This is a genomic window from Methylobacterium organophilum (assembly GCF_022179465.1).
GTDB lineage: Bacteria > Pseudomonadota > Alphaproteobacteria > Rhizobiales > Beijerinckiaceae > Methylobacterium > Methylobacterium organophilum.
Genome location: NZ_BPQV01000002.1, coordinates 548,796 through 571,741, shown reverse-complemented (window position 1 = coordinate 571,741; position 22,946 = coordinate 548,796). Strand labels below are relative to the sequence as shown.

Below are 22,946 nucleotides of genomic sequence, written 5' to 3'. Positions count from 1 at the left end.
CCGCGATCTCGGCCGACACCTTCGTCTACTTCCGGCAGTCGGGCTCAAACATCGCCAGCTCGAACATGGGCCCGGCCAACGTCCCGAGCGGGACGACGGGGCTCAACATCACCGGCTCCGGCTTCGTCCCGCAGCGCTGACGCTCCAACCCCTGAGATCGAAACCGTGATGATCCTGCATCGCCTCGCGCTGCGGGCCGGGATCGCGTGCGCCTTGCTCGCGACCTCGCCCGCTCTCGCCGAGACCGCATCCTGGTACGGCCCCGGCTTTCACGGGCGCCGCACAGCGAGCGGCGAACGCTTCGACCAGAACGCCATGACGGCCGCCCACCGGAGCTTGCCATTGGGCAGCCTTGCTCGCGTCACGGACAGCAAAACCGGCCGCTCGATCGTCGTACGGGTCACCGATCGCGGGCCGGCAGCATGGACCGGCCGCGCGATTGATCTCTCCCGTGGGGCCGCTTTGGCCCTCGGCATTCTCAGTCGCGGGACGGCTTCGGTTCGGATCTCGCCGCTGTAGGCGGGTTTCGATTCCCCTCGCGGCGCTCCAGTTCGGCTTCGACCGCGCGGCGAATGAAATCAGAGCGCTTTTCCTTGCCCACAAGCACGGCGTCGATCCGGGCCAGCGTGCCCTCGGCGAAGCGAGCAGGCGTCTGCTCGTGATTGATTTGCTTGCGGCCCACTGAAGAGCCTGTTGCGGATCGCTGCCGGCTCGTCAACGAGAGCGGCGAAGGCGATATCATCTATTGCCCTTCATATGTGATATCAGATAAATACCTGATATCATATTGGAGGCAGGATGCGAACCGATTGCCTTCCGGAGGCTCGCAGCGGGCTGACGATCGAGCGCCTTCGCGCGCTGTTGCACTATGACCCGGAGACCGGTCTTTGGACGTGGCTGAAGAGTTATTCTCGGGTCAAGGCAGGTCAAAAGGCGGGTTCTCTCAAGAAAAGCGGCTATGTATTTATCGTAATTAAGGGAACAAGTTATAGATCGCATCGGCTTGCTTGGTTTTATATGACTGGAAAGTGGCCGCCGGAGCAGTTGGATCATCGGGACGGTTGTCGATCAAATAACCGCTGGAACAATTTGAGACTAGCGACAGACTCCCTTAATCAGGCTAATTCTAAGAAGCCCGCTAACAACACATCTGGATACAAAGGCGTTTATTGGAATAGGCAGCACCGAAAGTGGTCTGCAAAGATAAACGTTCAACGACGTCAAGTACATCTTGGATCTTATAGCAACATTGAGAACGCCGCCGAAGCCTACCGGCTTGGTGCCCTCAAGTATTTCGGCCGCTTCTCGCGCACAACATAGCCCGCGGCCCTCATCCCCGACTGCGCCGGCTGATCGACCTATCCCTCGGGGCGGCCCGCGCGCTCGGCATCACGCATCGCGGGCTTGCCCGGGTGCGTGTCGCTCTCCTCTGAACTCGGAGCACACCGTGGATCTGAACAGCATCGAGACCGCCCTCGCCGGCGGGCTCAAGAAGGCCCTGCGCGCCCTCGTCGACCGGGTCGCCGCCCACCCCCGCTTCGCCACCGTGGCAGCGCTGGGCGCGATCGCCGCCGCCTTCGTCCTCGCCAAGGTCCTCTGACCGTCCCGCCCCGCCCGCGCGGCGGGGCGCCCCTCTCGGAAGCCGGCATGTCGCGCCTCGCCTATTACGCCGACTTCATCACCATGCCGGCGCTGATCCTGGCGCTGCTCGTCGCCGGCGGCGCCAGCCTGCCCGGGCTGCTCGCCGGCCTCGTGGCGTGGTCGCTGGCGGAGTACGTCATCCACCGGGTGCTGTTCCACCGCCTGCCGTTCTTCAAGGCGGCGCACGATCTGCACCACGCCCGCCCCTCGGGGCGGACCGGCGTGACGAGCTGGCACTCGCTCGCGATCTTCGGCGGCCTGTTCCTGGTCGTGCCGGCCGGCATCCTGGCAGGCCTGGCCCTGGGCTACCTCGCCTACATCACGGCCCACCATGCCGTGCATCACTGGCGCATCGCGCCGGGCCACCCGCTCTACGCCCTGAAGATGCGCCACGCGATGCACCACCGCGGCGACGAGGCAAATTTCGGGGTCGTCACCACCGCCTGGGATCGCCTGCTCGGGACCTATCGCCCGCAGCGCTGACGCGGCCCAGGAGCCTCCATCCTTCCGGGCAGGAGCCGCCTCGCACGCGAGGACGGGCGTCGAGCCCAGGCCGCGTCAGCGCCCGACCATACCACACATCGGAGATCTCGATGGCCGCGAGCCTGAACCGCGCCGCCTTCTATGCGGCCGTGCGCGCATCCCTGTTCGGCGGGCGGCTGAAGGCCGCGCAGGTCGCCGGCATGGACGCGATCTTCGACGCCGCCCCGCCGCTGCTCGGCACGACGTCGCTCGGCTATGCGCTGGCCACCACGTTCCACGAGACGGACCGCACCATGCAGCCGATCGAGGAATACGGTCGGGGCAAGGGGAAGGCCTACGGGCCGACCGGGTTCTGGGGGCGCGGCTTCGTCCAGCTCACCTGGGAGACGAACTATGCCCGGGCAGGCAAGGAGCTCGGCTACGACCTGGTGAAGAACCCGGCGCTCGCCATGCGCCCGGACATTGCCGCGGCGATCCTGTTCCGCGGCATGGTCGAGGGCTGGTTCACCGGCAAGAAGCTGTCGGACTATTTCGGGGGCGCGAAGAACGATCCCGAGGGTGCCCGGCGCATCATCAACGGGACCGACAAGGCCGCCCTGATCGCCGGCTACCACAAGCTGATCGTCGCCGCGCTGCAAGCGGCCGGGCACTCGGTGATCCCGATTGCACCTAAGGCGCCCTTTGTGACGATGGCGCCGGCTGCCGTTGCACCGGTCTCCAATCCGCAGCCCGGCTTCTGGTCGCGGGTGCACGCACTCCTCTCCCGGAAGGCCTCCTGAGATGAACCTGATCGCCCGCCTGAACGCGCGCCTCGTCGGCGTGCGGATCTACCTTCTGGCCTTCCTGTTCTCGCTGCCGGACATCCTCAACGCGGTGGTCGGCTTCGACTGGTCTACCGTGCTGCCGGCCGGCTACGAGGGATTCGGCACCCGCATCGGTGCCGCCCTGACGCTGGCGCGGCTCGTCTTGCCGCCGATGCTGAAGAACCTGCGCGATGCAGCGCGCGGCCCCGGGCCCGGCCCTGGTGAGGGGCCGCGGTGATGGGCTGGATCGCCTCGCTCCTGCTCGGGCTGCCCGGCGTTGCCGGGAAACTGCTCGACCTCCTCGCCAAGCGCTCCGACAACGGGGTGCTGACGAACGGCCAGAACGTCACCGCGGACGCTGCGGTGATCCAGGCCCAGCTCACGGCCTACGTCGAGGAGCGGAAGGTGATCGCGGCCGAGCGCGCGAAGCTCTCCGAATCCCCTTGGACGGCCTGGATGGTGCCATCCCTGTTCGCGCTCTGCCTCTACCACTTCGGCGCGATCGTGCTGGACAGCGTGCACCACTTCAACTGGCAAATCGCCAAGCTGCCGCCGCCCTACGACGGGCTGGAGATCAACGTGCTCCTGACTGTCGCCGGCGTGAAGGTCGGCATCAGCGCAGTGCGCCGCATCTTCAGCAAGTAGCTCGACCCCTCCCCTCCCTGGGGAGGGGCTTTTCGCGCGACCGGAGCACCGTCGCGCCTCCGGCCTTGGGGGCCACCATGTTCTCGACCCTCCTCGAACACGGCAAGACGGGCGCGGCCTTCCTCGGCGTCGGCGGCACCTTCCTGGCCGCCTACACGTCGCTGGGCCTGCCGCTGCCGGCGAGCCAGGCCTTCGTCGAGGACAAGATCGCGACCGTGGTCAAATCGATCGACGCGTCGAACACCGCCACCTCCAGGAAGATCGACGGTCTCGCCGCGACCACCCTCGAGCTGCAGCGGCAGGCGATCGTGCAGCAGCGGGCGCGCCTGCGCTTCGAGACCTCGGCGAACGCGGCCGTCTATCCCAAGGCCGACAGCGTGCGGCGCGTGACGCTGGAGCGGCGCTCGGCGGAGATCCAGGACGAGATGGCGGAGCTGGAGCGGAACGACGAGGATCTGCGCGTCCGGATCACCAAGCTTCGACAGCCCTGACCGCTGCCGTTAACGCCTGTTAACGCCACACGCCCCGGCTCCGGCCGGGGCGGTTTTCGCGTTTCAGGAGAATGGGCCCAGCCAGACTTGGTACGCGATCAGATCGCCCGGCCGGGCAGCCTCATGATGATCGTCCGGCGCGCTTCGCCCTCCGAATCGGAGGCGTGGCACCGCTTCGTGATGTGCTCGTGCTGGGCCTCGGAGAAATCGCGCAGCGAGGAAGCTTCCCGCCGCGCCGCCACGACGAGCGAGCCAAGCTCCTTGATGACTTGCTCCTTCTCAAACATGGCGGGCTGCGCCGTGGCCCAGCCGAGCGGAAGGCCGAGCAGGGCGCCCAGGACGACAAGGCGGGTTCGGTCGATCATAGGTCGGGTCGCCTCAGCCCTTATGGACGCACCGCTTCATCTTGGCCTCAAGGCCGTCTCCTGACCGGCCGCGCCCGGCCGATCTTCCATGCTCCCTCGGCCGGACAGTCCGCGATGGTGATCGGTTTTTCGGCCGTGCGGTTCTTCACGGTGCTTACTATCTGCTTACAAGATGACGATCTGAGTAAGCACAATCAGCTCTAAGCTATTGATTTAATTGGTGGGCGGTGAGGGGCTCGAACCCCCGACCCTCTCCGTGTAAAGGAGACGCTCTACCAACTGAGCTAACCGCCCTGTTTGTCAGGGGCTTGGTAGGCAAGAGGCCGGCTCGGCGCAAGGGGCGCGGCAAAAAGAAGGCCCCCGGGGGTACCCGGGGGCCTCTTCCGTCTCTTCAGGGGCCGCACGGCGGGTGCGGCCTCAAGCCTCATGGGCTACCCTCAATGGGCCACCACCGCGGCGCCGTCCTCGTGGGCGGGCTTGGGCGCCGTGGCGACCGGCTCGTCCCACTCGATCGGCTCGGGCTGGCGCACCAGGGCGTGGGTGAGGACCTGGTCCATCCGGGAGACCGGGATGATCTCCAGGCCGTTCTTCACGCTGTCGGGCACCTCGGCGATGTCCTTGGCATTCTCCTCCGGGATCAGCACCGTCTTGATGCCGCCGCGCAGGGCCGCCAGGAGCTTCTCCTTCAGGCCGCCGATCGGCAGCACGCGGCCGCGCAGCGTCACCTCGCCGGTCATGGCGATGTCGCGGCGCACCGGGATGCCGGTGAGTGTCGAGATGATCGCGGTCGCCATGGCGATGCCGGCGGAGGGGCCGTCCTTCGGGGTCGCCCCCTCCGGCACGTGGACGTGGATGTCCCGGCGCTCGAAGAGCGGCGGCTCGATGCCGAAATCGATGGCCCGGGAGCGGACATAGCTCGCCGCCGCCGAGATCGACTCCTTCATCACGTCCCGCAGGTTGCCCGTGACCGTCATCTTGCCCTTGCCGGGCATCATGACGCCCTCGATCGTGAGCAGCTCGCCCCCGACCTCGGTCCAGGCCAGGCCCGTCACCACGCCGACCTGGTCGTCCGCGTCGATCTCGCCGTAGCGGAACTTCGGCGGCCCCAGGAATTCCGGCAGGGTCTCGGGATTGGCCTCGACCTGCTTCACCTTGGTGATCAGGATCTCCTTCACCGCCTTGCGGACGAGGTTGGAGATCTCCCGCTCCAGGTTGCGGACGCCCGCCTCCCGCGTGTAGCGGCGGATGAGCATCATCAGCCCGTCATCGGTGATCGACCACTCGTCGGTGCCGAGCCCGTGCTTCTTCATCGCCTCCGGGATCAGGTGGCGGCGGGCGATCTCCAGCTTCTCCTCCTCGGTATAGCCGGCGATGCGGATCACCTCCATGCGGTCCATGAGGGGCGCGGGGATGTTCAGCGTGTTCGCGGTCGTCACGAACATCACGTTCGACAGGTCGTAATCGACCTCGAGGTAATGGTCGTTGAAGGTCGCGTTCTGCTCGGGGTCCAGCACCTCGAGGAGCGCCGCGGAGGGGTCTCCGCGGAAATCCATGCCCATCTTGTCGATCTCGTCGAGCAGGATGAGCGGGTTCGAGGTCTTGGCCTTGCGCATCGACTGGACGATCTTGCCCGGCATCGAGCCGATATAGGTCCGGCGGTGGCCGCGGATCTCGGCCTCGTCCCGCACGCCGCCCAGCGACATGCGCACGAACTCACGGCCGGTCGCCTTGGCGATCGACTTGCCGAGGGAGGTCTTGCCGACGCCGGGGGGGCCGACGAGGCAGAGGATCGGGCCGGTGAGCTTGTTCGCCCGCTGCTGCACGGCGAGGTACTCGACGATCCGGTCCTTGACCTTGTCGAGGCCGAAATGGTCCGAGTCGAGGAGCTGCTGCGCCCCGAGCAGGTCCTTCTTGATCTTCGAGCGCTTGCCCCACGGGATGCCGAGCATCCAGTCGAGGTAGTTGCGCACGACCGTGGCCTCGGCCGACATCGGCGACATCTGGCGCAGCTTCTTCAGCTCGGCCTGCGCCTTCTCGCGGGCCTCCTTGGAGAACTTGGTCTTCTCGATCTTGTCCTCGAGCTCGGCCAGCTCGTCGCGGCCGTCCTCGTCGCCGAGCTCCTTCTGGATCGCCTTCATCTGCTCGTTGAGGTAGTACTCGCGCTGGGTCTTCTCCATCTGCCGCTTGACGCGGGTCCGGATGCGCTTCTCCACCTGGAGCACGGAGATCTCGCTCTCCATCAGCGACAGCACGCGCTCGAGGCGCTGGGCCACCGTGGGGATCTCGAGGATCGCCTGCTTGTCGGCGATCTTGACCGCGAGATGCGAGCCGACCGTGTCGGCGAGCTTGGAGGGCTCCTCGATCTGCGTGACCGCCGAGACGACCTCGGGCGAGATCTTCTTGTTCAGCTTCACGTAGTTCTCGAACTCGGAGATGACCGAGCGGGCGAGCGCCTCCGCCTCGACGCGGTCGCCGAGATCGTCGGCCAGCGTGAGGGCATGGGCCTCGTAGAATTCGTCGGAGCGCACGAAGGACTCGATGCGCGCGCGGCCGGCGCCCTCGACCAGCACCTTCACGGTGCCGTCGGGCAGCTTCAGGAGCTGCAGCACGGAAGCGAGCGTGCCGATCGTATAGATCGCGTCCGTGGCCGGATCGTCGTCGCCGGCATTGATCTGCGTGGCGAGCAGGATGTGGCGATCGGTGCGCACGGCCTCTTCCAGCGCGCGGATCGACTTCTCGCGGCCGACGAAGAGCGGCACGATCATGTGCGGGAAGACGACGATGTCGCGGAGCGGCAGGACGGCGTAGGAGCCCGTCGAGCCCGGAACGACGGGGTGGCGCGCTTTGGACTGAGTCATAATGACTTCCTTTTCTGATGACGCCGGGCAGCGGCTCCTCTGAAGCGAGCAAGCATCCTGCCAGGGGCCGACCGGGCCGCTTGAGGTCGGAAGCGTTGGGGGAAACGTCTGCGGCTGGTGGCCCGGCACCGCACCTCGGGATGTGAGCGTGCGGCCACCGTGCTGAGGCTAGAATTGGCCCCGGAAGCCCCCGCTTTCAAGCATCCCGGCTAAGGATATGAAGGGGTTGTCCGGATGCGCGAGGGGCCGCCGGGGCTGACCCCGGCGGCCCCCCCGGGCCGTCCTCAGGCGCTGACGCTCGCCGGCGCTTCCTTGTTGCGGTCGCCGTGGATGAAGAGCGGCTTCGCCTTCCCGTCGACCACCTCCGGGCCGATCACCACCTGCTCGACCGAGTCGAGGCCGGGCAGGTCGTACATCGTGTCGAGGAGGATGGTCTCCAGGATGGAGCGCAGGCCGCGGGCGCCGGTCTTGCGCTCGATCGCCTTGCGGGCGACCAGCGAGAGCGCCTCGTCCTGGAAGGTCAGCTCCACGTTCTCCATCTCGAACAGCCGCTGGTACTGCTTCACCAGGGCGTTCTTCGGCTCCTGCAGGATCTTCTTGAGGGCTTCCTCGTCGAGATCCTCCAGGGTCGCCAGCACCGGCAGGCGGCCGACGAATTCGGGGATGAGGCCGAACTTCAGCAGGTCCTCCGGCTCCACCGAGCGGAAGATCTCGCCGGTGCGGCGGTCGTCGGGCGCCTGCACGCTCGCGCCGAAGCCGATCGAGGTGCCCTTGCCGCGCTGGGAGATGATCCGCTCAAGGCCGGCGAAGGCGCCGCCGCAGATGAAGAGAATGTTGGTGGTGTCGACCTGCAGGAACTCCTGCTGCGGGTGCTTGCGGCCGCCCTGCGGAGGCACGGAGGCGACGGTGCCCTCCATGATCTTCAGGAGCGCCTGCTGCACGCCCTCGCCCGAGACGTCGCGGGTGATCGAGGGGTTGTCCGACTTGCGGGAGATCTTGTCGATCTCGTCGATGTAGACGATGCCGCGCTGCGCCCGCTCGACGTTGTAGTCGGAGGCCTGGAGCAGCTTGAGGATGATGTTCTCGACATCCTCGCCGACATAGCCGGCTTCGGTCAGCGTCGTCGCATCCGCCATGGTGAAGGGCACGTCGAGGATGCGGGCGAGCGTCTGCGCGAGCAGCGTCTTGCCCGAGCCGGTCGGCCCGATCAGCATGATGTTGGACTTGGCGAGCTCGACGTCCGAGTGCTTCGTCGCGTGGGCGAGGCGCTTGTAGTGGTTGTGCACCGCGACCGAGAGGACCTTCTTGGCGAAGTCCTGGCCGATGACGTAATCGTCGAGGACGCGCCGGATCTCCTTCGGGGTGGGCACCCCGTCGCGCGACTTCACGAGCGAGGATTTCGACTCCTCGCGGATGATGTCCATGCACAGCTCGACGCACTCGTCGCAGATGAACACCGTCGGGCCCGCGATCAGCTTGCGGACCTCGTGCTGGCTCTTGCCGCAGAACGAGCAGTACAGCGTGCTCTTGGAATCGTTGCCGCCGGTCTTGCTCATATCGGTCTCCGATTCGGAAGCGCGGCACCAGCCAGGGGCACACGCGCATCGGTCTTAGTTAAGGGCATCCGCTTAAAGAAACAGTCACCTGCCTGCACGGGTGAGCCCGAAACGGCACAAGCCCTGATGCAAGCATGTGGCCGTTTGAGGATCAACCGGCGGTCGGCGGGAGTGTTGCGACATCGTTGCCGCACACGCCCGCCGGCCGGCCGATCAGGCCGCCGCCGGCTCCGGCCGCTTGTGCAGGATGTCGTCGATCAGGCCGAAATCCTTGGCCGCGTCGGCGGTCATGAAGTTGTCCCGCTCGAGCGCCTGGTGGATCGTCTCGTAATCGCGGCCGGTATGCTTCACGTAGATCTCGTTGAGGCGCTTCTTCAGGGCCTCGATCTCGCGGGCATGGATCAGGATGTCCGTCGCCTGGCCCTGGAAGCCGCCGGAGGGCTGGTGGACCATGATCCGGGCGTTGGGCAGGGCGAAGCGGTGGCCGGGCTCGCCGGCGGTCAGCAGCAGCGAGCCCATCGAGGCGGCCTGGCCGACGCAGAGGGTCGTCACCGGGCAGCGGATGAACTGCATCGTGTCGTAGATCGACAGGCCGGAGGTGACCACGCCGCCGGGCGAGTTGATGTAGAAAGAGATTTCCTTCTTCGGGTTCTCGGCTTCCAGGAACAGGAGCTGCGCCACGATCAGGGAGGCGCCCTGGTCCTCGACCGGCCCGGTCAGGAAGATGATCCGCTCGCGCAGGAGCCGGGAATAGATGTCGAAGGCGCGTTCGCCGCGGCTCGACTGCTCGACCACCATCGGCACGAGCGAGTTGTGGAAGTAGTCGACCGGATCTCTCATCGTCAGCCCTCGGCTCCAGGTCCGGACCCGGTGCGAATCGCACCGGGCCTCGGTTCAAGCGAACATCGGCGGCGCTCGGTTAACGCCGCCTGATCGGCCCGCTCCCTGTCTGCGAGGGGGCAGGCCTTACTCGGCGGCCTTCTCGGCCGCCGGCTCGGTCTTGGCGGCGTCGTCGGCTTCCTCGTCCTCGGCGAAGAGCGCCTCCTTGGAGACGGGCTCTTCGACGAGTTTGACCTGTCCGAGAACGTGGTCGACCACCTTCTCCTCGAACAGCGGCGCACGAAGCTCGGCGAGCGCCTGCGGGTTCTTCCGGTAGAAGTCGTAGACCTGCTGCTCCTGACCCGGGAACTGCCGGATGCGGGCGAACAGGGCCTGATTGACCTCGTCGTCGGAGACCTTGATATCGGCCGTCTCGCCGACCTGCGCAAGCACCAGTCCGAGACGGACGCGACGCTCGGCGATCTTGCGGTACTCCGCCTGGGCCTTCTCCTCGGTCGAGCCCTCGTCCTCGAAGGTCTTGCCGCGGTTCTTCAGGTCCTGCTCGACCTGCGCCCACACGGCCGCGAACTCCTGGTGCACGAGGCTCGGGGGCAGCTCGAAGGCGTACTTGCCGTCCAGCGCGTCGAGGAGCTCCTTCTTGAGCTTGCGGCGCGACTGGGCGTCGTAATCCGAGCCGATGGCCTTCTCGATGGCTTCCTTGAGCTTGTCGAGGGATTCCATGCCGAAGCGCTTGGCGAGCTCGTCGTCGGCCTTGGTCTCGCCCGGGGCCTTCACCGCCTTCACGGTCACGTCGAACTCGGCATCCTTGCCGGCGAGCTGCTCGGCCTGGTAGTCGGCCGGGAAAGCGACCTTCACGAGGCGGCTGTCACCGACCTTGGCGCCGACGAGCTGGTCCTCGAAGCCGGGGATGAAGGTGTTGGAGCCGAGCTCCAGGTCCACGTCCTCGCCCTTGCCGCCCTCGAACTCGACGCCGTCGATGCGGCCGACGAAGTCGATGGTGAGGCGGTCGCCGCTCTGGGCGGCCTCGCCCTCGGCGCGGTCCTCGAAGGAGCGGTTCTCCTTGGCCATCCGCTCGATCGCCTCGCCGACCTCCTCCTCGGAGGGCTTCACGACGAGCTTCTTGAGGGTGACGTCGGAGAGGTCGACCAGCTCGAAGGTCGGCAGCAGCTCGAGCTTCACCTTGAAGGCGAGGTCGTCCTTGGCGTCCAGCGCCCGCTCGACGATGTTCTTCTCCTCGTCCTTCGGGAACTCGATCTGCGGCTCGAGGGCGAGCTTGAGGCTGTTCTCGGCGACGATCTGCTGGTTGGCCTCGTTGACGGCGTTCTGCAGCACGTCGGCCATCACGGACTTGCCGTAGACCTTGCGCAGATGCGCCACGGGCACCTTGCCGGGGCGGAAGCCCTTGATCTGCACCTTGCCCTTGATGTTGGACAGCTCGGCGTCGAGGCGGGCTTCCAGCTCGTTGGCCGGCAGGAGCACCTGAAACTCGCGCTTCAAGCCCTCGGACGTGGTCTCGGTCACCTGCATCGTCGTGGTTCGCTTCTTCTCAAAAAGGTCGTCACTGATCTCGTATGCGCCGGCAGCCCGCACGGGAGGCGGGCTGCCGGCTTCCGGCGCAGCAGCGGTCGAGAATCGCCTCGTGACGGGATCGGCCGGGCCGGCTTCACTGGAGAGAGGAAGCCGTCCGTTGCCTCGTGCGGCCTGGTGCGGGCGGAGGGGCTCGAACCCCCACGACTTTCGTCACTGGAACCTAAATCCAGCGCGTCTACCAGTTCCGCCACGCCCGCGAGCGCCTGCGACACGGCGTGCGTCCCGCCGTATAGGCGCGGCTCTATAGCATGCGTGTCCCGGGCCGCAGCAAAAAACTTACGGGTGGGTGTCTCTCCGGGCGATTCCCTTTGAACGGTAGCCGGGAGCCGGCCCCGCCGCTACAAGCCCGTGCCCGGCTCCGCGGCCGGTGCCCGCTCCCGATCCCGAGGTGTCATGTCGGACCGCCCGCCGCCGCAGCCCACCTCCGAGCCGGGATTCTCCCGCCGCGCCCTCCTCGCCGGGGCCGCCGCGCTTCTCCCGGCCGGGGCGCTCGCACAGGCCGGAAAGCCGGCGGCCTCGCCCGCGCCGCCTTCCCCCTCCCCGGCCGAGGCGCCCCCCGCCTTCCCCGCCGCGCCGGGCCGCGTCCGGTTCAGGCCGGAGCCGGCGGCGGAGACCGAGATCTGGTGCTTCGACGGCAAGACGGCCCCGCCCCTGCTGCGGGGCCGGCAGGGCGAGCCCTTCCGCCTGAAGGTGGCCAACCGCACCGCCAAGCCCCTGTCCCTGCACTGGCACGGCATCCGCAACCGCAACGCCATGGACGGCGTCGGGGGCGTCACGCAGCCGCCGATCGCCCCCGGGGCCGAGTTCACCTACGAGTTCGTCCCCCCCGATTCCGGCACCAGCCTGATCCGCCCCCTCGTGGTGGGCGGCGCCAGCGAGCCCTCCGGCCGGGGCCTCGCCGGCCTGTTCGTGGTGGCGGAGAAGGCGCCCCCCGCCCTCGACCACGATCTCGGCCTGCTGATGCAGGATTGGCGGCTCGAGGAGGACGGCCGGCTCGCCCCCTTCGGCCCGATGCCCTTCGCCGCCGCCTCCGGCCGCCTCGGCAACCTCGTCACGCTCAACGGCAAGCCGATCCCGGAGACGATCGAACTGCGCCCCGGCGCCCGGGTGCGGCTGCGCCTCGCCAATGGCTGCAACGCCCGCAGCACCCGCATCCGCTTCGACGGGCTCAAGGTCTATGTCGTGGCGGTGGACGGGCAGCCGACGGACACCTTCGAGCCCCTGCGGGCCACCCTGCCCTTCCCGCCCGGCACGCGCTACGACCTGATGTTCGACATGCCGGCGGAGATGGCGGGCGGCGGCAGCATCACCGCGCTGATCGGCAACGGCTTCGTCCTGGCCAAGCTCGTCGCCAAGGGCGAGCCGGTGACGGAGAAGCGCCCGCCGATCGCGGCGCTTCCCGAGAACACGGCCCTGCCGGCCGAGATCAAGCTGCAGAACGCCTTCCGCCGGGACATCGTGCTCACAGGGGGCGCCCGGATCGACAAGGCCAACCCCGCCGCCGAGCCGGCCTTCAGCGGCGATCCCGCCCGGATTTGGCAGGTGAACGGGGCGAGCGGCGGGCCGGATTCCGGCCCGGCCTTCTCGGTGAAGCGCGGCCAGGCCGTGGTGCTGGCGATTCGCAACGACACCGCCTTCACCCAGGCCCTGCACCTGCACGGCCACGTCTTCCGCCTGCTGCATCCCCTCGACGACGGCTGGGAGCCCTACTGGCTCGACACCTTCCAGCTCGTCGAGGGCAAGACCGCCCGCATCGCCTTCATCGCCGACAATCCCGGGCGCTGGCTCCTCGGCGCGACGGTGCTGGAGCGCTTCGACACCGGGCTCTGGACGAGCTTCGAGGTCACCTGACCGGACGGTCTCGGACGAGATCCCGCAGCACCGCCGGCATCAGCTCGGGCAGGTCCTCCGCGATCAGGCCCGGCCCGTGGCGCAGGCCGGCATCCCCGTGCAGCCAGACCGCCGCGGCGGCGGCCTCGAAGGGCGCCATGCCCTGCGCGATCAGCCCCGCGACGAGCCCGGCGAGCACGTCGCCGGAGCCGGCCGTGCCGAGATAGGGCGTGCCGTGGTCGTTGATCGCCACGCGCCCGTCCGGGTCGGCGATCACCGTGTCGGCCCCCTTCAGCACCACGACCGCCCCGCTGAGCGCCGCTGCCCGGCGCGCCCGCTCGTGCTTGGGCAGGCCCTCCGCGACGGCGTCGGTGTCCTTGAACAGCCGGGCGAATTCGCCGGTATGAGGGGTGAGCACGGCCCGGGCCGCGCCGTCGCGCAGATGGGCGGCGAGCAGAGGCAGCTGGCCGGCGAAGCTCGTGAGCGCGTCGGCGTCGAGGACGAGGCCCCGGCCGGCCGAGGCCGCCACCGCGACGATGTCGCGGGTACGGTCCCCGCTCCCGAGCCCCGGCCCGGCCAGAACCACGTTGAGCCGCTCGTCGGTCAGCAGGTCGTCGAGGTCGTCCGCATCCTCGCAAGGCCGCAGCATGATCGCCGTCAGATGCGCCGCGTTCTCCGCCAGGGCCGCCTGGGGCGAGACGAGGGTGACGAGGCCCGCGCCCACGCGCAGGGCGCCCCGCGCGGCGAGCCGCGCCGCCCCGGTCTTGTGGGCCGGCCCCGACACGACCACGGCATGGCCGCGGGTGTATTTGTGGCTCGCCGCTTCGAGATGCGGAAAGCTGTTTTCCCACAGGGCCGGCCCGTTGCGGTAGGCCGGCGGCACGGCCACGGCGAGGCCGGCCGCGAGCGCCGCCGCGCCGGTGCCGATCTCCGCCACGTAGAGCGCGCCGCATTGCGCCCGCCCCGGCTGCAGCAGATGGCCGGGCTTCAGCCGGACGAAGGTCACCGTCTCGTCCGCCCGCACCGCCACGCCCCGGACCGCGCCGGTATCCCCGTCGACGCCGCTTGGCACGTCGACGGCGAGGACGGGACGGCGCGCCGCGTTCAGCGCCGCGATCAGGCGGGCCGCCGCGCCCTCGATGTCCCGCGACAGCCCGGCGCCGAACAAGGCGTCGATGACGAGGTCGAAGGCGGCAAAATCCGGCAGGGGCTCGATCGCCGCGACCGGGCCGGTCCAGGCGGCCGCCGCCGCGGCCGCGTCGCCCGTCAGCGCTTCCCGTTCTCCGAGGAGGTGCAGGACGGCCTCGAAGCCGGCTTCGGCGAGAAGTCGGGCCGCCTCGAAGCCGTCGCCGCCGTTATTGCCCGGACCGCACAGCACCAGCACGCGTCCGCCGGAGCCGAGATGGGCCCGGGCCCGCTCGGCGACGGCCGCCCCGGCATTGCGCATCAGCACGAGGCCCGGCGTGCCGCCCGCGATCGCCGTCGCATCCACCTGCCGCATCGCCTCCACGGTGAGCAGGCGGCACGCATCCCCCTCGCCCTGCACCCAATCTGCCCGTGCACCATCCACCATCTGCATAAGAATCCATCATTTGTCGGCAAAATGCTGTAATTTTCCGCGCAATCTGCATAGGAGGTGGGCAGATCGTGCGCCGTCCCGTTCAAATCGCCGTGGCGGTTCGCTATGGGGGATGGTAGAAATTCCAACAATCACAGCGTTCAGGTCGGGCCTTTTCGGATGAAGAAGATCGAGGCGATCATCAAGCCGTTCAAGCTCGACGAGGTGAAGGAGGCTCTCCAGGAGGTCGGCCTCCAGGGCATCACCGTGATCGAGGCCAAGGGCTTCGGCCGCCAGAAGGGCCATACGGAGCTCTATCGTGGCGCCGAATACGTCGTGGACTTCCTGCCGAAGGTGAAGCTCGAGATCGTGCTCTCCGACGCCCTCGTGGAGGGCGCCGTGGAGGCCATCCGCAAGTCGGCCCAGACCGGCCGCATCGGCGACGGCAAGATCTTCGTCTCGACGATCGAGGAGGCGATCCGCATCCGCACCGGCGAGACCGGTCCGGACGCGATCTGACCCGATCCGGGAGGCGCCGGGCCGAGCGCGGCGCGTCCCCAACAGCCTCCCCGTCCTCCTGACGCCGCATCGCTCGCGTCGCGGGGCGCGTTGCCGCGGCCGCAACCAGCGAGCCCGCCGTGCCCGACCTCGACCGAGTCGTCCAGGAGATCGCCGATGAGATGCGGGCGCGGCCCGACCGGGGCGAGGTCGCCAGCTACATCCCCGAACTGGCCCGGGCCGATCCGAACGCCTTCGGCCTCGTCGTGATCGATGCGGAGGGCCACGCCGCCGCCGGGGGCGACGCCGATATCCCCTTCTCGATCCAGAGCATTTCCAAGGTCTTCACCCTCACCCTGGCGCTCGGCATGGTCGGCGACCGGCTCTGGCGGCGCGTCGGCCGCGAGCCCTCGGGCAGCCCCTTCAACTCCATCGTCCAGCTGGAGCGCGAGCAGGGCATCCCGCGCAATCCCTTCATCAATGCGGGGGCGATCGCGGTCACGGACGTGATCCTGTCGGGCCACCAGCCGCGGGAGGCGCTCGGCGAGATCCTGCGCTTCATGCAGTTCCTGGCGCTCCATTCCGGCATCGTCATCGACGAGACCGTGGCCGCCTCGGAGAAGCGCACCGGCTTCCGCAACGCCGCGCTCGCCAACTACATGCGCTCCTTCGGGGTGATCGAGAACCCGGTCGACTACACCCTGGGCGTCTATTTCCACCACTGCGCCATCGCCATGTCCTGCCGGCAGCTCGCCACCGCCGGCTTGTTCCTCGCCTATGGCGGGCGGCATCCCCTGGCGGGGCACTCGGTGATCTCGGCCGAGCGGGCGCGCCGCATCAACGCGGTGATGCTGACCTGCGGCCATTACGACGGGTCGGGCGAGTTCGCCTACCGGGTCGGCCTGCCGGGCAAGAGCGGGGTCGGCGGCGGCATCCTGGCGATCGTCCCGGGCAAGGCCTCGATCGCGGTCTGGTCCCCGGGGCTCGACGCCGCCGGCAATTCCCATCTCGGCCGCATCGCCCTGGAGTCGCTGACGAAACGGATGGGCTGGTCGATCTTCGGGGCTTAGGGCCCCTCCGCCGGGCTTGCGGCGCGGGCCCAAACAAAATCCGCCCCCGCCTTCCGGCGGGAGCGGCTCTGGTCCGATGCCGTATTCGGCCTCGAAGATCCTTAGGCGACGGCCTTCTCGGCCTCGGCCTTGGCGCCGGGGAGCGGCACGGAGGCGATCGTCTTCAGGACCTGCGAGGCGATCTGGTAGGGGTCGCCCTGCGAGTTCGGGCGGCGATCCTCGAGGTAGCCCTTGTAGCCGTTGTTGACGAAGCTGTGGGGCACGCGGATCGACGCGCCGCGGTCGGCCACGCCGTAGCTGAACTTGTTCCACGGCGCCGTCTCATGCTTGCCGGTCAGGCGCATGTGATTGTCCGGGCCGTAGACGGCGATGTGGTCCTCGAGGTTCCTGTCGAAGGCCGCCATCAGCGCCTCGAAGTACTCCTTGCCGCCCGTCTCGCGCATGAACGTCGTCGAGAAGTTGCAGTGCATGCCCGAGCCGTTCCAGTCGGTGTCGCCGAGCGGCTTGCAGTGGTACTCGATGTCGATCTCGTACTTCTCGCAGAGGCGCTGCATCAGGTAGCGGGCCATCCACATCTCGTCGGCGGCCTTCTTGGAGCCCTTGCCGAAGATCTGGAATTCCCACTGGCCCTTCGCCACCTCGGCGTTGATGCCCTCGTGGTTGATGCCGGCGGCGAGGCAGAGGTCGAGATGCTCCTCGACGATCTGGCGCGCGACCGAGCCGACGTTCGAGTAGCCGACGCCGGTGTAGTACGGGCCCTGCGGCGCCGGGTAGCCGCTCTCGGGGAAGCCGAGCGGGCGGCCGTTCTTGTAGAAGAAGTATTCCTGCTCGAAGCCGAACCAGGCGCCGGAATCGTCCAGGATGGTGGCGCGCTTGTTGGACGGATGCGGGGTCTTGCCGTCCGGCATCATCACTTCGCAGAGCACGAGCACGCCGTTGGTGCGGGCGGGATCGGGGAAGTGGCGGATCGGCTTGAGCACGCAGTCGGAGTTGGAACCCTCGGCCTGCTGCGTGGAGCTGCCGTCGAAGCCCCAGAGCGGAAGCTGCTCCAGCGTGGGAAAGCTCTCATACTCCTTGATCTGCGTCTTGCCACGCAGGTTCGGGACCGGAGTATAACCGTCGAGCCATATATACTCGAGCTTGTATTTTGTCATCCTAGGTCTCTCGTCCGTGGACCATTCGAAATCTGACACACGTTCAGACAGGTCGGAGCCATCGACGGCCACCCACGGTTTAGCATTTCGCATGCCAAGCGTCGCCTTCTCACGCGGTCGTGATCGGGAAAATCCGCGTTGAAAGGAACTTCTTCACGAGTCGACATTCGGGGCGGTTTGTCGCCCGATTCGGCCCCGGAGCGGGAGGCAAGCGCCTCTCCCCGTTCGAGAACGGGTGACAGGCAGGGCTTTAGCGGATAGCAGGATGCCGCCGTCGAGCGGGGCCGCCGTTTCCAGCCGGAGCCGGTGTCTTCAAGAGCCTCGGGCGGCACGCTCGTCACGATCGGCGTGGCGGGCGCGGAAACGCGCCGAGGGAGGCTTTACCGGTCGATCTTCCGACGCCGTGACGGCGCGCGGCCGACTACCGCCCGCCTGCCGCCGAAGGCCCGCCCCGTGCGGAGCCGGAGCCGCGGTCCGTCGCCGAGCGCTCGCCGGTGCTTCTCCCTCGGACATCGCTTTGGAGACCACGCCCGATGAAATCCGCAGCTGATGTGCTGAGAGAGATCAAGGACAACGACGTCAAGTACGTCGACTTCCGGTTCACCGATCCCCGTGGCAAGTGGCAGCACGTCACCTTCGACGTCTCGCTCGTCGACGACGAGATCTTCGCCGAAGGCACGATGTTCGACGGTTCGTCGATCGCCGGCTGGAAGGCGATCAACGAGTCGGACATGCTGCTGATGCCCGATCCGAGCACGGCCTGCATGGATCCGTTCTTCTCGGCCTCCACCATGTCGATCGTCTGCGACGTGCTGGAGCCCTCGACCGGCGAGCCCTATTCCCGCGATCCGCGCTCGACCGCCAAGCTGGCCGAGGCCTATCTGCGCTCCACCGGCATCGGCGACGACATCTTCGTCGGCCCCGAGGCCGAGTTCTTCGTGTTCGACGACGTGAAGTTCGCCGCCGATCCCTACAACACCGGCTTCAAGCTCGATTCGACCGAGCTGCCGATCAACGGCATGACCGAGTACGAGGGCGGCAACCTCGGCCACCGCGTCCAGACCAAGGGCGGCTACTTCCCGGTGCCCCCGCAGGATTCGGCGCAGGACATGCGCGGCGAGATGCTGGCCGCCATGCAGTCGATGGGCGTGAAGGTCGAGAAGCACCACCACGAGGTGGCCTCGGCCCAGCACGAGCTCGGCATGAAGTTCGACAAGCTGACCACGCTCGCCGACCACATGCAGATCTACAAGTACTGCATCCACAACGTCGCGCAGAGCTACGGCAAGACCGCGACCTTCATGCCCAAGCCCGTCTACGGCGACAACGGCTCCGGCATGCACGTGCACCAGTCGATCTGGAAGAACGGCAAGCCGCTCTTCGCGGGCGACAAGTATGCCGACCTCAGCCAGGAATGCCTGTGGTACATCGGCGGCATCATCAAGCACGCCAAGGCGCTCAACGCCTTCACCAACCCGTCGACCAACTCCTACAAGCGCCTGGTCCCGGGCTACGAGGCCCCGGTTCTCCTGGCCTACTCGGCCCGCAACCGCTCGGCCTCCTGCCGGATTCCGTGGACGACGAACCCGAAGGCCAAGCGTGTCGAGGTCCGCTTTCCCGATCCGATGGCCAACCCCTACCTCGCCTTCTCGGCCCTGCTGATGGCCGGCCTCGACGGCATCATCAACAAGATCGATCCGGGCCCGGCCATGGACAAGGATCTCTACGACCTGCCCCCGCGGGAGCTGAAGAAGATCCCGACCGTCTGCGGCTCGCTGCGCGAGGCCCTGCAGAACCTCGACAAGGACCGCGCCTTCCTCAAGGCCGGCGGCGTGTTCTCGGACGACCAGATCGACTCGTTCATCGAGCTGAAGATGACCGAGGTGCTGCGCTACGAGATGACCCCGCACCCGATCGAGTTCGTGCACTACTACTCGCTCTGAGCCCTCGCCGGCTCTCACGCGACGTCTTTGGAGGGGCCGGAGCGATCCGGCCCCTTTTCTTGTGCGGCCGCCGCCCGACTTGATCGTCGCAGGCCCGCAAGGAGATCCGACCGATGTCGCTCGTGATTCCCGTCCTCCTCGGCAGCGTGCGTACGGACCGGATCGGCATCCGTGCCGCCCGCTTCCTCGTCGCCCGCCTCGAAGCCCGCGGCATCGAGGCGCCGCTGGTCGATCCGGCCGAACGGAAGCTCCCGCTCCTCGACCGGATGTACAAGGAATACCCCAAGGGCGAGGCGCCGCAGGCGCTGCAGGATCTCGCCGCGCTCTATACCCGCGCCGACGCCTTCCTGATTGTCTCGGCGGAATACAACCACTCCATCCCGCCGGCGCTCTCGAACCTCCTCGACCATTTCCTGGAGGAGTATTTCTGGCGTCCTTCGGGAATCTGCTGCTATTCCGCCGGCCAGTTCGGCGGCGTCCGGGCGGCGATGCAGCTCCGGGCGATGCTGGCCGAGCTCGGCTGCCCGAGCATCTCTTCCCTCCTGCCGATCCCGCGCCTGCACAAGGCCGTGAACGAGGCGGGCGAGCCCGCCGAGGAATGGCTGACGAAATCGGCGAACCGCTTCCTCGACGAGCTGGTTTGGTACGCGGAAGCCCTGAAGGCGCGGCGGGCGCAGGGCACGCCCTATTGAGCGTGCCCGCCCCCGCCTGGCGCCGGCCGGATCGTCCGGGGCCTGCGCGGAGAGCGGAAAGCCGATGAACGCGAGCGTGGAGAGGGTCAGGGACGCCCTGGCCGATCTGGTCCGGGCGGCCCTGGTCTCCGACGACGGTCGCAGCCTCGCCTTCCGGCAGGCGGCCGCGGAACGGATCGTGGCGCTCGCGGCCGATCCGCCTGCGGTGGACAGCATGCGGATCGACGGGGCCTGGATGCTGGCGGTGAAGGCCGCCGAGTCGCCTGTGTTGCGCCCCGAGGAGGGGCAGGTGAGCCTGACCCTGCCCGAGGCCTGCCCGATCCCGCTCGCCGCCCTCACCGGACCCGGTTTCGACGTGGATGCGGCGGTCGAGCAGATCCGCAAAGCCGCCGCGACGGGTTGATCCGCGAGCCGGAACCTGTTCACGCCAATCCCGGCGGCGTTGTTGTCGGGCCGTTCAAGGCCCATCTTCGTCGTCAGCGCGGTCGCGACGGCCGCTTCGACCCTCGACATCCCTGCGCGCCGGCGGCATCGGCTTCGGCGCCGAAAGCCCATCCTTGGCCAGACGCATCCATCCTTCGGGCAGCGCGCCCGCCCTCCCCTCCCGCGAGCAGATCCTCGCCTTCATCGCCGAGTCGCCCGGCAAGGTCGGCAAGCGCGAGATCGCCCAGGCCTTCGGCATCAAGGGCGGCGACAAGATCGGCCTGAAGCGCCTTCTGAAGGAGATCGAGGACGCGGGCGCGATCGAGCGCGGCCGGGGCGGCCTCAGCCGGGCCGGGGCCCTGCCCCCCGTGGTGCTCGCCGACATCCTCTCCCGCGACCGCGACGGCGAGCTGATCGCCAAGCCCGCGCAATGGGAGGGCGAGGGCGAGGCCCCGCGCATCCTGGTCGCGGTCCCGCGCGGGCGCCGCGGGGCCGGCCCGGCTCCGGGCCTCGGCGACCGCGCCCTGATCCGCGTCGCCGCCGATCCCGAGAGCCCCGGCCGCTATACCGGCCGGGTGATCAAGGTGATCGGAAAGAACCGCGCCGAGATCATCGGCATCTACCGCGCCAGCCGCGAGGGCGGGCGCATCGAGCCGGTGGAGAAGCGTTCCCAGGGCCGCGAGATCGCGATTCCCCCCGGCGAGGAGGGCGAGGCCCGGGACGGCGATCTCGTCAGCGTCAGCGTCGAGCGGGAGACCCGCTTCGGCCTGCCCCGGGGAAGGGTGCGCGAGCGCCTCGGCACCCTCGGCTCGGAGAAGGCGGTCAGCCTGATCGCGCTCCACCTGCACAACATCCCCCATGTCTTCCCGCAGGCCGTGATCGACGAGGCGGATGCGGTGAAGAAGGCGACCCTGCGCGGCCGCGAGGATTGGCGCGACCGGCCGCTCCTGACCATCGACCCGCCGGACGCCAAGGACCACGACGATGCGGTGATGGGCGAGCCCGACCCGGATCCGAACAATCCCGGCGGCGTCATCGTCACCGTCGCCATCGCCGATGTCGCGGCTTATGTCCGCCCCGGCTCCGCTCTCGACCGCGAGGCGCTGCTGCGCGGCAACTCGGTCTATTTCCCCGACCGGGTCGTGCCGATGCTGCCGGAGCGCATCTCCAACGATCTCTGCTCCCTGCGCGAGGCCGAGGACCGGCCGGCGCTCGCCGTGCGCATGGTCTTCTCCGCGGACGGGGCCAAGCGGCGCCACAGCTTCCACCGCGTCATCATGCGCTCCCGCGCCAAGCTCGCCTATGCCCAGGCCCAGGCGGCGATCGACGGGCGGCCGGACGAGAAGACCGGCCCCCTGCTCGCGAGCGTGCTGCGTCCGCTCTACGACGCCTACGAGGTCTTGAAGAAGGGCCGCGACAGCCGCGGCCCCCTCGCCCTGGACCTGCCCGAGCGCAAGGTGCTCCTCACCCCGGAGGGGGGCGTCGACCGGGTGATCGTGCCGGAGCGCCTGGAGGCGCATCGGCTGATCGAGGAGTTCATGATCCAGGCCAACGTGGCCGCGGCCGAGACCCTGGAGAAGGCGAAGTCGCCCCTCATCTACCGCGTCCACGACGAGCCGGCCCTGGAGAAGATGCGGATGCTCGGCGAGGTGCTGGCCTCGATCGGCATCAAGCTGCCGAAGGAGGGGGCGCTGCGGCCCGCCCTGTTCAACCGGATCCTGCTCTCGGTGGCCGAGACCGAGCATTCCACCTTCATCAACGAGGTGGTGCTGCGCTCCCAGGCCCAGGCCGTCTATTCGAGCCAGAATCTCGGCCATTTCGGTCTGAACCTGCGCCGCTACGCGCATTTCACCTCGCCGATCCGGCGCTATGCCGACCTGATCGTGCACCGGGCGCTGATCGCCGCGGAGGGCTTCGGCAAGGACGGCCTGCCCGCCGACGTCACCGCCGGCCTGCTGGAGCAGATCGGCGAGCAGATCTCGGCGGCCGAGCGCCGGGCCATGGCGGCCGAGCGCGAGACCATCGACCGGCTGATCGCGGCCCATCTCGCCGATAAGGTCGGGGCGACCTTTTCCGGCCAGATCTCCGGCGTCACCCGCTCCGGCCTGTTCGTGAAGCTCGACGAGACGGGGGCGGACGGCTTCGTCCCGGTCTCGACCCTGGGGGCCGACTATTTCCGCCACGAGGAGGGTCGGCACGCCCTCGTCGGGGACCGTACCGGCGAGAGCTTCCGCCTGGGCGACCGGGTCGAGGTGCGCCTCGTCGAGGCGGCGGCGGTGGCCGGGGCGCTGCGCTTCGAGCTGCTCTCCGAGGGCCGCCCGGCCGGCGGCCGCGGATCGGCGGGGCGGAAATTCGGCAAGGGCCCCAGGCCGAAGGCCGGCAAGCCCGGTCCCGGCAAGCCCAAATTCGGCAAGGCGCCCGCCCGGGCCGCCGCGAAGGCCACCGCCGGACGCAGCACGCCCACGCGTCACCGCGGCTCGCGCGGATGAGCGTCGCGGGTGTAGAA

General features: G+C 68.4%; 22 protein-coding genes and 2 tRNA genes. 15 read left to right on the top strand and 9 right to left on the bottom strand.

Annotated elements, in window-relative coordinates:
- Positions 1 to 168 precede the first annotated feature (168 nt).
- The 8 genes from MFF21_RS05415 (at position 169) to MFF21_RS05385 (ending at position 4,063) form a co-directional block, all read left to right on the top strand.
- On the top strand, positions 169 to 519 hold the full coding sequence (locus tag MFF21_RS05415; protein WP_238310168.1) for a septal ring lytic transglycosylase RlpA family protein: 351 nt from the start codon (positions 169 to 171) through the stop codon (positions 517 to 519).
- Positions 520 to 798: 279 nt separating this feature from the next.
- Positions 799 to 1,320: an HNH endonuclease gene (locus MFF21_RS24095; protein WP_373324926.1), complete on the top strand. Its 522-nt coding sequence runs from the start codon at positions 799 to 801 to the stop codon at positions 1,318 to 1,320.
- Between the two features lie 127 nt (positions 1,321 to 1,447).
- A complete protein-coding gene (locus tag MFF21_RS05410) occupies positions 1,448 to 1,600 on the top strand; it encodes a hypothetical protein (protein WP_238310167.1) in 153 nt (50 codons plus the stop codon).
- Positions 1,601 to 1,647: 47 nt separating this feature from the next.
- On the top strand, positions 1,648 to 2,124 hold the full coding sequence (locus MFF21_RS05405; protein ID WP_238310166.1) for a sterol desaturase family protein: 477 nt from the start codon (positions 1,648 to 1,650) through the stop codon (positions 2,122 to 2,124).
- Between the two features lie 110 nt (positions 2,125 to 2,234).
- Complete coding sequence (locus MFF21_RS05400) at positions 2,235 to 2,903, top strand: glycoside hydrolase family 19 protein (protein WP_238310165.1); 669 nt, start codon at positions 2,235 to 2,237, stop codon at positions 2,901 to 2,903.
- A gap of 1 nt (position 2,904) precedes the next feature.
- A complete protein-coding gene (locus tag MFF21_RS05395; protein ID WP_238310164.1) occupies positions 2,905 to 3,165 on the top strand; it encodes a hypothetical protein in 261 nt (86 codons plus the stop codon).
- A complete protein-coding gene (locus tag MFF21_RS05390) occupies positions 3,165 to 3,572 on the top strand; it encodes a hypothetical protein (protein WP_238310163.1) in 408 nt (135 codons plus the stop codon). The genes MFF21_RS05395 and MFF21_RS05390 overlap by 1 nt, the downstream gene beginning before the upstream one ends.
- A 77-nt stretch (positions 3,573 to 3,649) precedes the next feature.
- Positions 3,650 to 4,063, top strand: coding sequence for a hypothetical protein (locus MFF21_RS05385; protein ID WP_238310162.1), 414 nt, complete (start codon positions 3,650 to 3,652; stop codon positions 4,061 to 4,063).
- Between the two features lie 98 nt (positions 4,064 to 4,161).
- Here MFF21_RS05385 and MFF21_RS05380 read toward each other — a convergent pair whose 3' ends face one another.
- The 7 genes from MFF21_RS05380 to MFF21_RS05350 all read right to left on the bottom strand — a co-directional run bounded on the left by MFF21_RS05380 (position 4,162) and on the right by MFF21_RS05350 (position 11,469).
- Positions 4,162 to 4,428: a hypothetical protein gene (locus MFF21_RS05380; protein ID WP_238310161.1), complete on the bottom strand. Its 267-nt coding sequence runs from the start codon at positions 4,426 to 4,428 to the stop codon at positions 4,162 to 4,164.
- A gap of 218 nt (positions 4,429 to 4,646) precedes the next feature.
- Positions 4,647 to 4,722, bottom strand: a tRNA-Val gene (locus tag MFF21_RS05375).
- Positions 4,723 to 4,865: 143 nt separating this feature from the next.
- The gene (gene lon, locus MFF21_RS05370; RefSeq protein WP_238310160.1) at positions 4,866 to 7,286 is read right to left on the bottom strand and encodes an endopeptidase La; all 2,421 of its coding nucleotides are present in this window, start codon (positions 7,284 to 7,286) and stop codon (positions 4,866 to 4,868) included.
- Positions 7,287 to 7,570: 284 nt separating this feature from the next.
- Positions 7,571 to 8,842 carry an ATP-dependent Clp protease ATP-binding subunit ClpX gene (gene clpX, locus MFF21_RS05365; protein ID WP_238310159.1) on the bottom strand — a complete coding sequence of 424 codons (1,272 nt, stop codon included), beginning with the start codon at positions 8,840 to 8,842 and terminating at the stop codon, positions 7,571 to 7,573.
- 213 nt (positions 8,843 to 9,055) lie between these two features.
- Positions 9,056 to 9,682 (bottom strand): ATP-dependent Clp protease proteolytic subunit, encoded by a 627-nt coding sequence (locus tag MFF21_RS05360; protein WP_238310158.1) that lies wholly within the window; start codon positions 9,680 to 9,682, stop codon positions 9,056 to 9,058.
- Positions 9,683 to 9,808: 126 nt separating this feature from the next.
- On the bottom strand, positions 9,809 to 11,209 hold the full coding sequence (tig, locus tag MFF21_RS05355; RefSeq protein WP_238310157.1) for a trigger factor: 1,401 nt from the start codon (positions 11,207 to 11,209) through the stop codon (positions 9,809 to 9,811).
- Between the two features lie 175 nt (positions 11,210 to 11,384).
- Positions 11,385 to 11,469, bottom strand: a tRNA-Leu gene (locus MFF21_RS05350).
- A gap of 196 nt (positions 11,470 to 11,665) precedes the next feature.
- On the opposite strand from MFF21_RS05350, the gene MFF21_RS05345 reads away from it, so the two are divergent.
- Positions 11,666 to 13,123, top strand: a complete 1,458-nt coding sequence (locus MFF21_RS05345; protein ID WP_238310156.1) for a multicopper oxidase family protein — start codon at positions 11,666 to 11,668, stop codon at positions 13,121 to 13,123.
- Here the strand turns inward: MFF21_RS05345 and MFF21_RS05340 are convergent.
- Positions 13,116 to 14,675 carry an NAD(P)H-hydrate dehydratase gene (locus MFF21_RS05340; RefSeq protein WP_238310155.1) on the bottom strand — a complete coding sequence of 520 codons (1,560 nt, stop codon included), beginning with the start codon at positions 14,673 to 14,675 and terminating at the stop codon, positions 13,116 to 13,118. The genes MFF21_RS05345 and MFF21_RS05340 overlap by 8 nt on opposite strands.
- A 165-nt stretch (positions 14,676 to 14,840) precedes the next feature.
- Here MFF21_RS05340 and MFF21_RS05335 point away from each other — a divergent pair, with 165 nt between their 5' ends.
- Positions 14,841 to 15,179, top strand: coding sequence for a P-II family nitrogen regulator (locus MFF21_RS05335; RefSeq protein ID WP_147727910.1), 339 nt, complete (start codon positions 14,841 to 14,843; stop codon positions 15,177 to 15,179).
- A gap of 119 nt (positions 15,180 to 15,298) precedes the next feature.
- Positions 15,299 to 16,228: a glutaminase gene (locus MFF21_RS05330; protein ID WP_238310154.1), complete on the top strand. Its 930-nt coding sequence runs from the start codon at positions 15,299 to 15,301 to the stop codon at positions 16,226 to 16,228.
- 101 nt (positions 16,229 to 16,329) lie between these two features.
- Here the strand turns inward: MFF21_RS05330 and MFF21_RS05325 are convergent, their stop codons facing one another.
- Complete coding sequence (locus tag MFF21_RS05325; RefSeq protein WP_238310153.1) at positions 16,330 to 17,382, bottom strand: glutamine synthetase beta-grasp domain-containing protein; 1,053 nt, start codon at positions 17,380 to 17,382, stop codon at positions 16,330 to 16,332.
- 533 nt (positions 17,383 to 17,915) lie between these two features.
- Here MFF21_RS05325 and glnA point away from each other — a divergent pair.
- From glnA to rnr, 4 genes are all read left to right on the top strand, one after another.
- Positions 17,916 to 19,325, top strand: a complete 1,410-nt coding sequence (glnA, locus tag MFF21_RS05320; protein ID WP_238310152.1) for a type I glutamate--ammonia ligase — start codon at positions 17,916 to 17,918, stop codon at positions 19,323 to 19,325.
- Positions 19,326 to 19,438: 113 nt separating this feature from the next.
- Positions 19,439 to 20,017 carry an NADPH-dependent FMN reductase gene (locus tag MFF21_RS05315; protein WP_238310151.1) on the top strand — a complete coding sequence of 193 codons (579 nt, stop codon included), beginning with the start codon at positions 19,439 to 19,441 and terminating at the stop codon, positions 20,015 to 20,017.
- Positions 20,018 to 20,081: 64 nt separating this feature from the next.
- Positions 20,082 to 20,420: a hypothetical protein gene (locus MFF21_RS05310; RefSeq protein WP_238310150.1), complete on the top strand. Its 339-nt coding sequence runs from the start codon at positions 20,082 to 20,084 to the stop codon at positions 20,418 to 20,420.
- 154 nt (positions 20,421 to 20,574) lie between these two features.
- Positions 20,575 to 22,929: a ribonuclease R gene (gene rnr, locus MFF21_RS05305; RefSeq protein ID WP_238310149.1), complete on the top strand. Its 2,355-nt coding sequence runs from the start codon at positions 20,575 to 20,577 to the stop codon at positions 22,927 to 22,929.
- Positions 22,930 to 22,946: the final 17 nt, after the last annotated feature.

What these genes read in the sequence shown, in the direction of transcription:
- MFF21_RS24095 (WP_373324926.1), top strand. Translation starts at nt 799, where the DNA reads ATGCGAACCGATTGCCTTCCGGAGGCTCGCAGCGGGCTGACGATCGAG.
- MFF21_RS05310 (WP_238310150.1), top strand. Translation starts at nt 20,082, where the DNA reads ATGAACGCGAGCGTGGAGAGGGTCAGGGACGCCCTGGCCGATCTGGTC.
- MFF21_RS05325 (WP_238310153.1), bottom strand. Translation starts at nt 17,382, where the DNA reads ATGACAAAATACAAGCTCGAGTATATATGGCTCGACGGTTATACTCCG.
- glnA (WP_238310152.1), top strand. Translation starts at nt 17,916, where the DNA reads ATGAAATCCGCAGCTGATGTGCTGAGAGAGATCAAGGACAACGACGTC.
- MFF21_RS05335 (WP_147727910.1), top strand. Translation starts at nt 14,841, where the DNA reads ATGAAGAAGATCGAGGCGATCATCAAGCCGTTCAAGCTCGACGAGGTG.
- MFF21_RS05380 (WP_238310161.1), bottom strand. Translation starts at nt 4,428, where the DNA reads ATGATCGACCGAACCCGCCTTGTCGTCCTGGGCGCCCTGCTCGGCCTT.
- MFF21_RS05400 (WP_238310165.1), top strand. Translation starts at nt 2,235, where the DNA reads ATGGCCGCGAGCCTGAACCGCGCCGCCTTCTATGCGGCCGTGCGCGCA.
- MFF21_RS05340 (WP_238310155.1), bottom strand. Translation starts at nt 14,675, where the DNA reads ATGGTGGATGGTGCACGGGCAGATTGGGTGCAGGGCGAGGGGGATGCG.
- MFF21_RS05395 (WP_238310164.1), top strand. Translation starts at nt 2,905, where the DNA reads ATGAACCTGATCGCCCGCCTGAACGCGCGCCTCGTCGGCGTGCGGATC.
- MFF21_RS05315 (WP_238310151.1), top strand. Translation starts at nt 19,439, where the DNA reads ATGTCGCTCGTGATTCCCGTCCTCCTCGGCAGCGTGCGTACGGACCGG.
- MFF21_RS05345 (WP_238310156.1), top strand. Translation starts at nt 11,666, where the DNA reads ATGTCGGACCGCCCGCCGCCGCAGCCCACCTCCGAGCCGGGATTCTCC.
- MFF21_RS05385 (WP_238310162.1), top strand. Translation starts at nt 3,650, where the DNA reads ATGTTCTCGACCCTCCTCGAACACGGCAAGACGGGCGCGGCCTTCCTC.
- MFF21_RS05405 (WP_238310166.1), top strand. Translation starts at nt 1,648, where the DNA reads ATGTCGCGCCTCGCCTATTACGCCGACTTCATCACCATGCCGGCGCTG.
- MFF21_RS05390 (WP_238310163.1), top strand. Translation starts at nt 3,165, where the DNA reads ATGGGCTGGATCGCCTCGCTCCTGCTCGGGCTGCCCGGCGTTGCCGGG.
- lon (WP_238310160.1), bottom strand. Translation starts at nt 7,286, where the DNA reads ATGACTCAGTCCAAAGCGCGCCACCCCGTCGTTCCGGGCTCGACGGGC.
- tig (WP_238310157.1), bottom strand. Translation starts at nt 11,209, where the DNA reads ATGCAGGTGACCGAGACCACGTCCGAGGGCTTGAAGCGCGAGTTTCAG.
- clpX (WP_238310159.1), bottom strand. Translation starts at nt 8,842, where the DNA reads ATGAGCAAGACCGGCGGCAACGATTCCAAGAGCACGCTGTACTGCTCG.
- MFF21_RS05415 (WP_238310168.1), top strand. Translation starts at nt 169, where the DNA reads ATGATCCTGCATCGCCTCGCGCTGCGGGCCGGGATCGCGTGCGCCTTG.
- MFF21_RS05360 (WP_238310158.1), bottom strand. Translation starts at nt 9,682, where the DNA reads ATGAGAGATCCGGTCGACTACTTCCACAACTCGCTCGTGCCGATGGTG.